Source organism: Rhodoferax sp. PAMC 29310 (assembly GCF_017948265.1).
In the GTDB taxonomy this organism is placed as follows: Bacteria; Pseudomonadota; Gammaproteobacteria; order Burkholderiales; family Burkholderiaceae_C; genus Rhodoferax.
This window is the reverse complement of sequence record NZ_CP072852.1, coordinates 3,361,475-3,375,074: the sequence shown is the minus strand read 5'-3', so window position 1 is coordinate 3,375,074 and position 13,600 is coordinate 3,361,475. Positions and strand designations below refer to the sequence as shown.

Genomic DNA, 13,600 nt, shown 5'->3' with positions numbered 1-13,600 from the left:
ATTCCTTCAGTGGTGTCAGTCGCGGGTGGGCAGCATGCGATGCAGCAAGCCGTCGCGATTAATAAAGTGGTGTTTGAGGGCGGCCGCAATATGCAGCGAAGCAAGCGCCACCAGTGCCCAAGCCGCGTAGCCATGCAGCGGTTTGATCAAGTCGGCGATTTCCTTGTTCTTGCTGAGCAAGTCAGGCAACTGAAGCTGGCCAAACCAGACAATCGGAAAACCAGCCGCTGAGCTGTACGCCCAACCCATCAAGGGCACCGCAAAGAACAGGATGTACAACAGGTGGTGAGTGGCGTGGTGAGCGCGGGTCTGCCAAGTGGGCATGCTTCGCAACACTTTTTCAGGCAAGGCGGGCGGGCGATGGGTGAAACGCCACAGCAAGCGCAGGATTGACAGCGCCAAAATTGTCACACCGGCCCATTTGTGCCAGTTGTACAGCTTGAGGCGCCAGGGAGAAAACGGCAGGTCGGCCATGTAGAGGCCAACCGCAAAAAGGCCGAGGATGCCCAGCGCGAGCAGCCAATGCAAGGCCATGGCAACGGGACTGTAGCGCCGGGTGGCTTTGTCGTTCAACGAGCGGGGCGTAGGGCTCAAAATTCTCTTCCTGAAGGTTAAAACGGGCTTGAGCCCGTGATGTCCACCAAGTTTAGAGAGCGTCCAATGCAAACAAGTTCACTTTGCTTGTAGCCTGAATTCAAATATTTTGAATTAAAAAGAGACTTGCTCGGCCCCCCAAGGCGAAGCCATGTCGAATGCCACTGAGCCGCGCAGTGCAGCGGCAACGACTTGAGTAAGGCGGGGTTCAGTCTTTACAAGACCGATAACGACTCAGAGCTGCCCAAGCGGGATGCCGCCCGCCTTTTCATCCGCATTGAGCAGGCGGATCAACTCCAGCAAATCCCCGTCCATGCGGGTCAACGTCGCCAAAGGCAATTGGCCCAGCGCTTCCGGCAAAACGCCTTCAAATGGCCCGGTCACCTTGGCCAACACAGCCAGGCCGGCGGGCAGAATTTTCATTTCCACGTTGCGCCTGTCCACCACGGCTTTGGTCATGCTCAGCATGTCTTTCTTCTGCAGGGCCTTGACCAGATTGCTGGCGGTGGACTGGTGAATGTCCATGCTTTTGGCCAAGCCGCCCATGCCAATGCCGGGCTGGTCCCGAACCACGCTCAGCGCCCATACCTGCGCGCCCCCAACTCCGGCCTGCTTTTCAACCTGCTGGAAATGCCCCCGCACCGTATTGAAAACCACGCGAAAACGTCGCAGAACCTGAGCGGTGTTGACGGAAGGGGGGGTGATGGCTTTGGCGCTGGGCATGGTGGGTTCGTCGAGGTTCGGGAGGTGGGAATGATAGGGCGCAATTCAATATGCCGCTCGAAGTGGCCAAGCGCAATGGCCATCTCGGGTCAGTCCAGAGCGAGTTGACTGCGCACCAGCTTCATCAACAGATCGTCAAAAGTGTAGAACCCGTTCTCACATTTCAGCAGCTCACCCAATGCAAAAACCGCCCCGGTCCCGAATGCTTTGCGTTCAATCGAGTTGTGAATGAGGCGAACTGTTTGATAAGGAAAGCCAAAAATCACCTCGTGATGGCCAATGATGCCGCCAAGCCGCAAGGAGGTAATTCGATCGGCATCCACCTCCAGGGTGTCGGCAATCTTGCGCGCGGTGCCAGACACCTCGGGTTTGCCTCGAAAGTGCTGCTCCAGAATTTCAACGTCCGCAAACGGGGCGATCGTGCGCAGCAATTTGGCGGCAAGAATCAAAAAATTGATGCCGACTGTCATATTGGGCGAGCAAAGAACACGGGTCGATTGCCCCAACGTGTGGGCGTATTGGAGTTGCTCCGGCGTGTAGGACGAAATGGCGCTGACCAACATCAGTTGGCGTTGTCGCACTTCCTCACCGTAGCTCAACAGCGCCTCCGAGTTCGAAAAATCCACGATGGCATCCACGGGATGCGCATCGAGCAGGCTCCCCATCGAGGTCGTATCAAGTCCCATCACAGGAACACCGGTTGCGGCGTGGACTTCCCCGGCGCTTGCTGTGGTGCGGCGCGTAATCCAGCACAATTGGTAACTCGGGTCAGCATGGAACACCTCGGCCACTGCCTGACCGGCCTTGCCGTAACCCATTAGGCCGACTTTGATCATGACTGATTCCCTTTTCATAAATCGCTTCCAGCATTTGATTTTGGCGATTACATTCAACTGACTGCATCCCATCATATTGATATTGGATGAACGGTTTTTGACACAAGCACGAAGACACCGCCTTGCATAACGAACACGACCTCTCCAGCCACTCGGCGGTCACGCCCCACCCCTCCGTTTTCTCTGCTATTCAGGAAGAGTTGTACGACTGGCGCTTATGGACTGGCCGCGGCCTGGTTCTGGCCTTCGCTGCAATAGCCGGTCTCACGGTTGTGGCCTTCACCTGGATGACCGAGACCGCATTTGAGCATTTCACCGAGTTTCGGGTGGGCTACTGGTGGGGCCCGCTGATCTGGATTCCATTTTCCACAGCAGCCATCGTCTGGCTCACGCAGAAGTTTGCGCCAGGTGCTGCCGGCTCTGGCATTCCGCAGGTGATGGCAGCCCTGGAGCCCGAAGTCCATCGAGAAAACCGGGCGTTATTTGTCTCGATCAAATTGACTTTGGCCAAAATGTTTCTGACCACATGGGGGCTACTGGCGGGTCTGTCTTTGGGACGCGAGGGTCCGTCCGCACAAATTGCCGCAGGCGTCATGCACCATGCGCGCCGCTGGCTGCCCGATCGTTCCCGCGTGTCAGAGCACGGCATGATCCTGGCCGGCGGTGCGGCAGGTATCGCGGCGGCGTTCAACACCCCGCTGGGTGGCGTGATGTTTGCCATTGAGGAGCTGACCCGGCGCCCCGGCCAACGCAGCAATGGCTTGTTGTTGGCAGCGATTGTTCTCGGCGGCTTGATGGCCGTCTCGGTTTACGGCAATTCGACTTACTTTGGCGTGATCCGCGTTCAAAACCTTAGTGTGGCCCTGATCCTGCCCGGTTTGCTGGTGGCCGTGTGCTGTGGCCTGGCGGGCGGCCTGTTCTCTCGATTGCTGATTGTTTCCTTGGGCGGAAAATCTAATGACTGGTTCAGCCGGTGGCGTCAAAAAGCACCGGTGCGTTTTGCCGCTGCTTGCGGACTGGCCATTGCCGTGCTGGGTATCCTCACCCATGGCGACACTTACGGCAGCGGGTACGACCACACTCGCAACATGCTCGAAGGCAATGGCGACGCGTCGTCGCTGTATGTGCTGCTGAAATTCATTGCCACCTGGATCACGACTTGGGCTGGCGTGCCTGCCGGGGTCTTCGCACCCTCCCTGGCCATCGGCGGCGCGCTAGGCAATGACATTGCCCAATTGATGTCTTACCCCAATGCGCCAACCCTGATCGCGCTGGGCATGGCGGGCTTTCTGGCCGCCGTCACCCAGGCACCACTCACCTCATTCATCATTGTCATGGAGATGATTGACGGCCATGCGCTGGTGCTGAGCCTGATGGCCACGACCATGGTCGCCTCCGGCGTGTCACGCCTCGTCAGCGCGCCCTTGTACCCGTCTCTGGCGGGTATGCAGTTGCTGCGGCTTCCACCGGCCAAAGTGAAGACATAAAAAAAGGAGCCCCGAAGGGCTCCAACTCGCTAGGCTGTTCTTGCTGCTGTGCAAGAACCGCTAGCTGCATTCTATTTGCGCAAATTAATAAAATAGACGGGGATAACCCTGAGAGAGCTCAAAATCTGAATTGGTTCAATGTAGGTCCTACCGGAGAATCAGCACAGGCACCTCGCTGAGACGCAGCAAGGTGGTGGTTGTGCTGCCAACAATCAATTGGCGAATGCGCGAGTGGCCATAGGCACCCATCACCAGCAATCCAGCTTCCTTCGTCCTTATCACCTCAGGCAATGCCTGCTCTGGCTCGCCAGGCACCAGTGCCACCGTCACGCTGAAGCCGACGGCTGTCAGCGTTTGGCGAGCCCATTCCAAATGTTTCCGGGCTGCGTCGCTGTCCGTGCCAGCCATGGCGACCACGGCGGGAAGGCCGCGCAAAAACGGACTGGCCGCCACGGTTTCAACTGTTTTTCGAGCCGTGGGGCTGCCGTCGAAGGCGATCACAAAGCTTTTCGGCGCATCAAACTGCTCCTGAGTGGCGACCAGAACTGGACGTTTGACGGAGCGAATGACCCGCTCTACATGATGATCCAGGTGAAGGAGGGAGGGCTGTGTGGCATGGTAGTGCTCGCCCAAGACAAACAGCCGTGCATCCGCTTCGACGTCCTGCAGGGTGTCCACCAATTCGCCGTGGCGCATTCGGCCATCCAAACGGGTCACGCCCAAGGCCATGGCCCTGTCTCTCGCTGAGGCCAGTATCTGCCTTGCCGCCTCTTGAGCCAACTTGCTGCGCCTGGCATCCAACTCGCTCAATTCGAGCAGCAGGGACTCTTGCGCGCCAAAACCGATGGCACCGCTGTAGTCACCAAAGGCGGCTCGGTCAGGCTGCTGCTCCAGCACATGGAGAAATTCAAGCGGCGTGTCCAACCGCTGCGCCGACCAGGCGGCCCAATCGATCACGGCAGCGGTGCTGGCCAATCCGTCAATGCAGGCATAAACCTTGTTCATGTTTTTCTCCTTCAGTGCATGAGTTGTTCAACAGCGCCTGGTTTGTCATGGACGGCAAATCGGTCCATCAAGGTGGCACTGGCCTCATTCAAACCAATCACCTCCACCTCGGCGCCTTCACGTTTAAATTTAAGCACGACCTTGTCCAGTGCGCTGACGGCCGTGATGTCCCAGAAATGGGCCTTGCTCACGTCAATGCAAACTTTCTCCACCACTTCCTTGAAATCAAACGCCGCGATAAATGTGTCTGCGGAGGCGAAAAAAACCTGCCCGATCACGTTGTAGGTTCGGACGCGGCCCTCGGCGTCGCTGGCACGATCGATGCGGAGCACGCGTCCCACCTTGTTGGCAAAGAAAATCCCGGAGAGCAACACACCCACGAAAACGCCCTTGGCCAGGTCGTGTGTGAAAACGGTCACGACCACCGTTGCCAACATCACCAGGCTGGAGCTTGGCGGGTGCTCACGCAGCTTGAGAATCGAGTCCCAGCTGAAAGTACCAATGCTGACCATGATCATCACGGATACCAGCGCGGCCATGGGGATTTGCTTGACCCAGGGTCCGAGAAAAACGATCAAAATCAACAGGAACAGGCCCGCCACCAGTGTGGACAGACGCCCTCGTCCGCCAGATTTGACGTTGATCACCGACTGACCAATCATGGCGCAGCCCGCCATGCCGCCAATGAAACCGGTGGCCACGTTGGCGACGCCCTGTCCTACACATTCGCGGTTCTTGTTGCTTGTGGTGTCGGTCAACTCATCCACAATGGACGCGGTCATCATCGACTCCAGCAGGCCGACCACGGCCAGCGTGACCGAGTACGGGAAGATGATCTTGAGCGTTTCCAGGTTGAGCGGCACATCTGGCAGCAAGAAGATGGGCAGACTGTCGGGCAGCTGACCCATGTCTCCCACGGTGCGAATATCAAGATTCATCACCATGGCGATGGCCGTCAGAACAACAATAGTGACGAGCGGCGAGGGCACCGCCTTGGTGAGATAGGGCAAGCCATAGATGATGGCAAGACCGCCCGCCGTCATCGCATACACCACCCAGCTCACATTGGTGAGCTCCGGCAATTGCGCCATGAAGATCAATATCGCCAGCGCGTTCACAAAACCCGTGATCACCGAGCGGGAAACAAATCGCATGAGCACTCCCAAACGGAAAGCACCCGCGACCATCTGAAGCAGGCCGGTCAGAACCGTGGCCGCCAAAAGGTATTGCAGGCCATGGTCTTTGACCAAGGTCACCATCACCAGCGCCATGGCTCCGGTGGCAGCGGAAATCATGCCGGGTCGCCCGCCCGCAAAGGCAATCACCACCGCCATGCTGAACGAGGCGTAGAGACCAATTTTAGGGTCCACGCCCGCGATGATGGAGAAGGCAATCGCCTCGGGAATCAAGGCCAGGGCCACAACCAAGCCGGCCAGCACATCACCGCGAAGGTTGGACAGCCAGTCTTGGCGAAAAGAAGAGTAAATCATATGAAAAAGCGACCCCGACCAAGCCGGACCGCCGCGAAGAAGCAAATAGAGGGATAACCCTTGACCTTAACAGGTCAAGCGAATAGAGGGGGTGCATCCTACAATTTGTGGATGAACTCTCCTACCCTCACCATCGACGTGGTGTCTGACGTCGTTTGCCCCTGGTGCTACATCGGAAAACGCAAGCTGGAAGCCGCGCTGGCGTTGCCCGAGGCCGCTGATCTGCCCAATATCGTCGTCCGCTGGCACCCTTTTCAACTGAACCCCGACTTGCCGAGCGAGGGAATTTCCCGGCAGGACTATCTCGAAAACAAATTTGGAGGCGCTGAGGCAGCCGCTGAGGTTTACGACCGGGTTCGTGCGGCCGGGTTAAGTGTGGGCCTGCCGCTGAACATCGACGGCATCGAGTTGCAGCCCAACACGTTGGCGGCTCACGCCCTGATTGCCTTTGCCCAGGCCGGTGATGCAGATGGCGGGGACATCAAGGAGCGCTTGCTAAAAGCCTATTTTGTGGAAAACCGGTTCATTGGCGATGTGGATGTGCTGGCCGAAATCGCCGAGGAAGCTGGCCTGAACGGCGACGATGCCCGCGCCTTCGTCACCAACCCCGATCAACTCGCGGCCGTGGCGCAGTCTGATGCCGAAGCCCGACAACTCGGGGTCAGCGGTGTCCCCTTCTTTATTTTCAACCGCAGCATTGGTGTATCTGGTGCGCAAGACCCAGAGACTCTTCTGGCCGCGATGCAACAGGCCGTCGCCGGCCAGGAATGAGGCCGCAAACCGCGCAGGGGACATGCCGGCGACCCGACCCTGCACTGACCGGCTCACTCAGTGTTGCGCCAAAACGGGCCTGAAAAGGCGGGCTGAATGGCTCTCCGGACTCGATCTAGCGAACCGTGGGCGAGGGCGCTCTCGCCGTGACGGTGGGCGTAATGGTGCCTTCCATCCAATTTTGCAAGTCACTCCACATGCGCTTGATTTCAACGTCAGTGGGAGTCTTCAGCGCATTGGGCAGCTCAACGGTGACCACTGGCATGCCGTTCTGCACGCCGCCAAAATTACCCAATGAGCCCGGGAAGATGCCCACCTGATTCAGGTGCAAATGGCCCAGGCGGTCGGGCGCCCGAACCGGGCCATCGAAATCCAGCACCCCATACGGCGCGTGGATGCTGACGATCAGGTGCGGCTGAAAGCGCCTGATTTCGTCATACAGGTACTGGGATTCGGGCTCGCTCAGAGAGGTCTTCCCCGGCCAGCGGCGCGGGTCCTTGCGAACGCGCTTGTCCCAGTATTCAGCCGTCTCTTTTTCCCAATCAGGCGTTGGGAAGTTGCGGTTGAGGTCGACGCCATTCGCGTTGACGCGGCTGGACGGCCGGCTCAGCAGCCCGTCCGGATTCAAGGCAGGAATAAACAACCAGTGGGTTTGACTTTGTTTCTGTGCGGCCTGGGAAAGTTTGATCCAATGCAAAGCCACCGACGCTGACGACAACTCGTCACCGTGCATCGCGCCCACCACCAGCACCCGGCGCCGGGCATTTTCAACCGGCACGTCCCGGGTGTACAAGGTCCGTCACTTGACGCTGCGGGCGTGGCTGGGTTTCAGCAAAGCCTCGTTGCACAAGGCGCGCGAGACATTGGGGAGTCGCGCATAAAAGTCCGCACAAGGCCCTGCCGCTCTGGCCGGATTTGAAAAGAGACCACTGGCAATTAAAGGCAGTGAAAGGAGAAAAAGGCGCATTGGCCGATTTTATTCCCCCACCTTCAATGCCAGTGCGCGGCTCAGAGTCACTTGATATCGGTTAAATTGCCGGCATGTCTTTGTCTGAATCACGCCTGCGGGCGAACCCGCCTAGTTTCTCCAACGCCGAGTTCCGCACGGCGCTGGGCATGTTCGCCACCGGCGTCACCATCGTCACGGCACGCACCCAAAAGGGCGAATTGGTCGGACTCACCGCCAACTCTTTCAACTCGGTGTCGCTTGACCCTCCGTTGGTGTTGTGGAGCCTGTCCCGTGCCGCTGCGTCTTTGCCGGCCTTTCGGGCGGGCTCGCACTACGCCATCAATGTGCTGGGCGCCGACCAGCAGACGCTGGCCTTGCGCTTTGCCAGCAAAAACGTGGACCGTTTTGCCGATGTCGCGTTTGAGGACGGCGCCGGCGGCGCCCCCATCCTGGCCGGTGCGGCGGCCTCTTTCGAATGCTTCAACCGAAGCCGCTACGAAGAGGGCGACCACGTCATTTTTGTAGGTGAGGTCGAGCGTTGTACGCGCCGCGAAGGCGCCTCTCCCTTGCTCTACCACGGTGGCAAGTTCTATGCCGAGCACCCGCTCTGATCTTGAGTGATGGCCGCACCAGGCCAAGGCGAATAAAAAGGTAGGATTCATGCAGGCGATCAAACTGTCGGAACTCATCGGGGCGCTGAGTCATGCACTGGACATCACCGAAGGCCAGCCTGTGGGCCACTGCGTGCGCTGCTGCTGGATTGGTATGCACATTGGCCAGCGGCTTCGATTGCCCGAGTCCGATCTGAGAGCTTTACTACACCCTGCTTCTCAAAGATCTGGGCTGCAGCAGCAATGCCTCTCGCATTTGCGAGCTCTATCTAACCGATGACCTGAGTTTTAAGCGTGACTTCAAGTGGGTCGATGGCACCCTGCCGCAAGTCTTGCGCTTTGTACTGCGCCACACCGGGCCAGCCTCAGGGCTGAAAGACCGTCTCAAAGCACTGGGGGGCATTTTGACCAACGGCGACGATATCGCCCAAGAGTTGATTCAAACCCGCTGCACCCGTGGCGCCGACATCGCCCGCCAGTTGCGATTCTCAGAAGGCGTCGCCCAAGGCATTCACTCATTGGACGAGCACTGGAACGGCCAGGGTCGCCCCATGGCCTTGCAAGGCGACGCGATCCCCGTCTACGCTCGCATTGCGCTGATGTCCCAGGTCATCGACCTCATCAACGGCTCCGATGGCCGAGACGCCGCGTTGCGTGAGGTTCGTCAGCGCAGCGGCAAGTGGTTTGACCCGAATCTGGTGGACACCCTCCTGGCCGTGGCTGAGGACAAGGCGTTCTGGACCATGCTGAACTCACCCGAGGTGGAGTCCAGGGTGTTTGCCATGGAGCCGGGCGATCAGGAATCCGAGCTGGACGAGGACTACCTGGACGACATCGCCGAAGCGTTTGGGAAGGTGGTGGACGCCAAAAGCCCTTACACCGCCGGCCACAGTGCCCGGGTGGGGCTGTACACCGCGCTGCTGGGCGAGTCGCTTGGCCTACCCGAGTCGCGTCGACGCTGGCTCAAACGCGGCGCGCTCTTGCACGACATGGGCAAACTCGGGGTGAGCAACACGATTCTGGACAAACCGGGCAAGCTTGATGACGCCGAATGGGCCGCTGTCAGGCGGCATGCCTCCTACACCCAAACGATTCTCGGGCAAATCAACATCTTTGAAGAATTGGCCCGTGTGTCATCGGCCCACCATGAACGGCTCGATGGCAAGGGTTATTCACTGGGACTCAAAGACGCGGAAATTGCGCTGGAAACCCGGATCATCACGATGGCCGATATTTTTGACGCCATCACGGCGGTGCGTCCTTACCGCGGCGCCATTCCGGTCGAAAAAACGCTCTTAATCATGGCCGAGACCGTGGGGACTGCCATTGATGGACAGGTTTTTGAGCATCTGAAGGCCGTCGTCAAGGCCAACCCGGAACTCTTTCCGGAATAGGCGGTCACCTTGTCTCGGCCAAGGCAAGGGATAATGCGCGCCACATGGCACTTATCACTTTACTTGACGCCCAGCTGGCATTTGGGCACGTTGCCCTGCTTGACCACGCTGGTTTTTCCCTTGAAACCCAGGAGCGCGTGGGGCTGATTGGCCGCAATGGCGCGGGCAAGTCCTCTATGCTCAAAATACTGGGCGGGCTTGAAAAACCGGACGACGGCACCGTGCAGGTGCAAGGCGGCATCCGCATTGCCTACGTCGCGCAAGAACCCCAACTCGACGCTAACGCTACTGTTTTCATAGCTGTTCGCGAAGGCCTATCAAGGGTGATCGACCTGATTGAAGAGTATTGCCTGGGTCATGGTGATCTGGATGCCATGCAAGGCGAAATCGAGGCGCTGGACGGCTGGAACTGGGAGCAGCGGGTCAACGAGACTCTGCAGCGCCTGCATCTGGACCCAGAGGCCATCGTCAGCACCCTGTCGGGCGGCACCAAAAAACGCGTCGCGTTGGCGCAGGCGCTGGTGACCCAGCCTGAGGTTCTTTTGCTGGACGAGCCGACCAACCACCTGGACCTGGACTCGATCGAATGGCTGGAGGGCCTGCTGGTCGATTTCAAGGGCAGCATCATCACCATCACCCATGATCGCTCCTTCCTGGACAACGTGGCGACCCGCATCGTTGAGCTGGACCGGGGCAAGCTGCTGTCCTACCCCGGTAATTTTGCCGCCTATCTGGTGCAAAAAGCAGAACAAGCCGCGCAGGAAGCCGTGATCAACGCCCGCGCTGACAAACTGTTGGCGCAGGAAGAGATCTGGATTCGCAAAGGGGTAGAAGCCCGCCGGACCAAGGCCCAAGGGCGCATCAACCAGCTGGGCGTGCTGCGTGCCTCGCGCGAAGCCCGCCGTGAAGCCGTGGGCAGCGTCAAGCTGGACGTGGCCAGTGGCGCGGTCAGCGGCAAGCTGGTGGCTGAGTTGACCCATGTGTCCAAAACCTTTGGCGAGCGCGCCATCGTGCGGGACTTCTCCAGCGTGGTGTTGCGCGGCGACAAAATTGGTCTATTGGGCCCCAACGGCGCCGGAAAAACAACCTTGCTAAAGCTGATCCTGGGCCAACTCGCTCCAGATGCGGCGCCCGCCGACGCCCCTCAACCCGGCCCTGGCGAAAGCGCCTGGGGCACGGTGCGCCAAGGCGCCAACATTCAGGTCGCCTACTTTGACCAGATGCGCAACGCGCTGGACCTAGACGCGACGCTGGAAGATTTCATCAGCCCTGGCAGCGAGTGGATCGAGATTGGCAACCGCAAACAGCACGTCAAGAGCTACCTGGGCGACTTTCTGTTCTCGCCAGCGCGAGCCCGCTCGCCTGTCCGCTCCTTGAGCGGGGGCGAACGCAACCGGCTGCTGCTGGCGCGCCTGTTTGCTCGCCCTGCCAATGTGCTGGTGCTGGACGAGCCAACCAATGACCTGGACATCGACACCCTAGAGCTGCTGGAAGAGCTGCTGCAGAACTACGAAGGCACCGTGTTTTTGGTCAGCCACGACCGAACCTTCCTGGACAACGTGGTCACCAGCACCATTGCCTGGGAGGGCGACGCCCGCTGGCGTGAGTTTGAGGGCGGCGTCGAAGACTGGCTGCTGCAGACCAAGCGTGCACGCGAAATTGCGGAAAGCAAGGGTCAAAAAGGCTCTCAGGCCTTTAACTACGAGCGGGAGCAGCTATCAAAACAGCAGCAAACGCCAACCCAGTCTGCTGTGCCGCAGGCCCCAGTGGCAGCCGCCCCGGCCGGCAAAGCACGCAAGCTCAGCTTCAAAGAGCAACGTGAACTGGAGGTGCTGCCGGAGACGATCAGCGCGCTGGAATCCGAGCAAAAGGAAATCAGCGAGGCCTTGGCCGATGGCAGCTTGTATGCCGTGGACAACGCCCGCGCCATGAAGCTGGCCACCCGCAGCGCCCAGATTGACGACGAACTGATGGCCGCGCTGGAGCGCTGGGAAACACTGGGCGCCAGCCCGGTTTGAGTCGATTTCCGGTCTTAAGGGGGCTTGTTCGCCCGCCAGGGCCGGGCTTCAAACCGGAAGACGCGCGGGTCGGCCACATCCACGGTGCCCTTGATCCAGCCAAAAAATGGGTAGCCAAAGGTCTCCACGCGCGTGAAGTTTTTCACCGCTTGCCGCGTGGCCGGGTCCAGCATGGGCTGGTTGATCTGGTGCCAATGGGTGTCACCGTGCACCAACACGACCTGCCCCTCGAAGGCCTGGGTTTCCTGGCGCAGCTGGGTCAGAAAGTCCCGGTAACCCGGCGTTGGGCGTCCCGCATTGGCTTCGTCAAATTGGGGGTCGGCCTGCATGACCACCATCAGACCCGCCAACTTCTTCTCACGCGCCTCGCTAAAGGCCTGTGCCAGCCAAGCCCGATTGGCGGCACTGCGCTGCAAAAATTCGGGCACTGGCCCACGGTGCGGGGTGGCGCCGGCGTAGTTGTTGTCGCTGCCGGGCAGGTTCAAGCCCACAAACAAGGCGCCGCCGGCTTCCCAGCGTACGTTTTCCCGGTAGCGCGCAAACGCCGGGTCCTTACTCTGGCGAGTGAGGCGCAGCGGTCGCTGACCCAAGGCGTGCTCGCCTTGAAAAAAGAGCGTGCGTAACTTGTCCAGCCGTTCTTCGGGGTCGTAACGGCCATTGCTTCTGCGGTGGCAATCCGTCCATTCGTTGTCGCCCGGCACATAGACCAAAGACGTCTTCGAGGCCTGAAACACGCTCAGAACGTCCTCGAACACGGCGTCGCTGCAGACGGAGCTACCACTCTTGATGTCACCGTTGTGCGTCACAAACGCCAGATTTTCGCCGTCCATCTCATCAATCAACAAGGGCAGGTTTTTGCGCTCCCAATCGCTGTAAGGCATGTCGCCAATCAAGCCGAAGGACAGCGGCTGGGCGCCCGCCGCGGCGGCGCACCAAGTCAGCGCGATCAATAGCAATCGTGAAATCTTTTTCATCAGGAGGGGCAGAAGGTGTGAAGGGGGCGATTCGCTGGACCGGCCCGGTGGCGCGGCGTGCGTGACTTTGTGGGATTTTAATTTCCGGATCAACGATTCGTGGACAACCCCCGGCGAATCGAGCACGGATGCGACGAAACGGCCTCAGCTCCAGCCGCTGAACCACACCCTAACCACGCCTTAATGGCGTCAAAATAACTACACAATTGATAGCAACTTGCGCTTGGTGTGCCTACGCCAGGGGCATTAAATTTATAGAAATAACCGGGCGTCGTACGCCATTGACGCCTATCAAGTAACATGCCCCCGAATCAAAACCGCCCAGACCCGGGCCTCAACGGAGAAAGTTATGTTCAGTCATGTGATGTTCGGTGTGAGTGACCTGGAAGTGTCCAGAAAGTTTTATGACGCCGCGCTGGGCTCGCTCGGCATTGCCCCAGGTGTGGCCAACAAGAATCGCTATTTCTACCGCAGCCCCACCGGCACCTTTGGCATCACCACGCCCATCAACGGCGAACCCGCCACCCATGGCAATGGCAGCACACTGGGCTTTCACGCCAAGACTGCGGAGCAGGCCGACGCCTTCCATGCGGCGGGCTTGGCCAACGGCGGCACGGCCTGTGAGGCGCCACCGGGCCTGCGCGACGGTGGCGGCATGGCGCTGTACCTGGCTTACCTGCGGGACCCGGACAACAACAAAATCTGCGTGCTGCACCGCCCAGCCGCTTAAGACTTTTGGCCGTCCATG

13 protein-coding genes are annotated in these 13,600 nt (G+C 59.3%); 6 read left to right on the top strand and 7 right to left on the bottom strand.

The genetic code is table 11. The features are described 5' to 3' along the window. Nucleotides 1-15: 15 nt before the first annotated feature. From J8G15_RS15740 to J8G15_RS15730, 3 genes are all read right to left on the bottom strand, one after another. Nucleotides 16-534, bottom strand: coding sequence for a cytochrome b (locus J8G15_RS15740; RefSeq protein ID WP_210547620.1), 519 nt, complete (start codon nt 532-534; stop codon nt 16-18). Between the two features lie 294 nt (nt 535-828). After that, on the bottom strand, nt 829-1,317 hold the full coding sequence (locus tag J8G15_RS15735) for a MarR family winged helix-turn-helix transcriptional regulator (protein WP_210543258.1): 489 nt from the start codon (nt 1,315-1,317) through the stop codon (nt 829-831). Between the two features lie 89 nt (nt 1,318-1,406). After that, entirely contained in the window at nt 1,407-2,153 is a 747-nt protein-coding gene (locus tag J8G15_RS15730) for a 4-hydroxy-tetrahydrodipicolinate reductase (RefSeq protein ID WP_240538324.1), read from the bottom strand. 122 nt (nt 2,154-2,275) lie between these two features. On the opposite strand from J8G15_RS15730, the gene J8G15_RS15725 reads away from it, so the two are divergent. Then, complete coding sequence (locus J8G15_RS15725; protein WP_210543255.1) at nt 2,276-3,640, top strand: chloride channel protein; 1,365 nt, start codon at nt 2,276-2,278, stop codon at nt 3,638-3,640. A gap of 147 nt (nt 3,641-3,787) precedes the next feature. Here J8G15_RS15725 and J8G15_RS15720 read toward each other — a convergent pair whose 3' ends face one another. After that, entirely contained in the window at nt 3,788-4,645 is an 858-nt protein-coding gene (locus tag J8G15_RS15720; RefSeq protein ID WP_210543253.1) for a universal stress protein, read from the bottom strand. 11 nt (nt 4,646-4,656) lie between these two features. Continuing rightward, the gene (locus J8G15_RS15715) at nt 4,657-6,135 is read right to left on the bottom strand and encodes a SulP family inorganic anion transporter (RefSeq protein ID WP_210543251.1); all 1,479 of its coding nucleotides are present in this window, start codon (nt 6,133-6,135) and stop codon (nt 4,657-4,659) included. Nucleotides 6,136-6,246: 111 nt separating this feature from the next. Here J8G15_RS15715 and J8G15_RS15710 point away from each other — a divergent pair, with 111 nt between their 5' ends. Next, nucleotides 6,247-6,906 carry a DsbA family oxidoreductase gene (locus tag J8G15_RS15710; protein ID WP_210543250.1) on the top strand — a complete coding sequence of 220 codons (660 nt, stop codon included), beginning with the start codon at nt 6,247-6,249 and terminating at the stop codon, nt 6,904-6,906. Between the two features lie 115 nt (nt 6,907-7,021). Here J8G15_RS15710 and J8G15_RS15705 read toward each other — a convergent pair whose 3' ends face one another. Next, nucleotides 7,022-7,699 (bottom strand): DUF2817 domain-containing protein, encoded by a 678-nt coding sequence (locus J8G15_RS15705; protein ID WP_240538323.1) that lies wholly within the window; start codon nt 7,697-7,699, stop codon nt 7,022-7,024. Between the two features lie 248 nt (nt 7,700-7,947). Here J8G15_RS15705 and J8G15_RS15700 point away from each other — a divergent pair, with 248 nt between their 5' ends. The 3 genes from J8G15_RS15700 (at nt 7,948) to J8G15_RS15690 (ending at nt 11,878) form a co-directional block, all read left to right on the top strand. Next, nucleotides 7,948-8,466 (top strand): flavin reductase family protein, encoded by a 519-nt coding sequence (locus tag J8G15_RS15700; protein ID WP_210543248.1) that lies wholly within the window; start codon nt 7,948-7,950, stop codon nt 8,464-8,466. Between the two features lie 332 nt (nt 8,467-8,798). Then, nucleotides 8,799-9,860, top strand: a complete 1,062-nt coding sequence (locus J8G15_RS15695; RefSeq protein WP_240538322.1) for an HD-GYP domain-containing protein — start codon at nt 8,799-8,801, stop codon at nt 9,858-9,860. A 44-nt stretch (nt 9,861-9,904) separates the two neighbouring features. After that, nucleotides 9,905-11,878, top strand: coding sequence for an ATP-binding cassette domain-containing protein (locus J8G15_RS15690; protein ID WP_210543246.1), 1,974 nt, complete (start codon nt 9,905-9,907; stop codon nt 11,876-11,878). A 14-nt stretch (nt 11,879-11,892) separates the two neighbouring features. Here the strand turns inward: J8G15_RS15690 and J8G15_RS15685 are convergent, their stop codons facing one another. Further along, entirely contained in the window at nt 11,893-12,852 is a 960-nt protein-coding gene (locus J8G15_RS15685; protein ID WP_210543245.1) for a hypothetical protein, read from the bottom strand. A 349-nt stretch (nt 12,853-13,201) separates the two neighbouring features. Between J8G15_RS15685 and J8G15_RS15680 the strand changes: the two genes are divergently transcribed. Continuing rightward, nucleotides 13,202-13,582, top strand: a complete 381-nt coding sequence (locus J8G15_RS15680; RefSeq protein ID WP_210543243.1) for a VOC family protein — start codon at nt 13,202-13,204, stop codon at nt 13,580-13,582. Nucleotides 13,583-13,600 lie beyond the last annotated feature (18 nt).

Bases quoted from the DNA above. Each gene is read 5' to 3' on its own strand.
- J8G15_RS15740 (WP_210547620.1), bottom strand. From the start codon at position 534: ATGGCCTTGCATTGGCTGCTCGCGCTGGGCATCCTCGGCCTTTTTGCG.
- J8G15_RS15710 (WP_210543250.1), top strand. From the start codon at position 6,247: ATGAACTCTCCTACCCTCACCATCGACGTGGTGTCTGACGTCGTTTGC.
- J8G15_RS15720 (WP_210543253.1), bottom strand. From the start codon at position 4,645: ATGAACAAGGTTTATGCCTGCATTGACGGATTGGCCAGCACCGCTGCC.
- J8G15_RS15700 (WP_210543248.1), top strand. From the start codon at position 7,948: ATGTCTTTGTCTGAATCACGCCTGCGGGCGAACCCGCCTAGTTTCTCC.
- J8G15_RS15735 (WP_210543258.1), bottom strand. From the start codon at position 1,317: ATGCCCAGCGCCAAAGCCATCACCCCCCCTTCCGTCAACACCGCTCAG.
- J8G15_RS15680 (WP_210543243.1), top strand. From the start codon at position 13,202: ATGTTCAGTCATGTGATGTTCGGTGTGAGTGACCTGGAAGTGTCCAGA.
- J8G15_RS15715 (WP_210543251.1), bottom strand. From the start codon at position 6,135: ATGATTTACTCTTCTTTTCGCCAAGACTGGCTGTCCAACCTTCGCGGT.
- J8G15_RS15685 (WP_210543245.1), bottom strand. From the start codon at position 12,852: ATGAAAAAGATTTCACGATTGCTATTGATCGCGCTGACTTGGTGCGCC.
- J8G15_RS15690 (WP_210543246.1), top strand. From the start codon at position 9,905: ATGGCACTTATCACTTTACTTGACGCCCAGCTGGCATTTGGGCACGTT.
- J8G15_RS15730 (WP_240538324.1), bottom strand. From the start codon at position 2,153: ATGATCAAAGTCGGCCTAATGGGTTACGGCAAGGCCGGTCAGGCAGTG.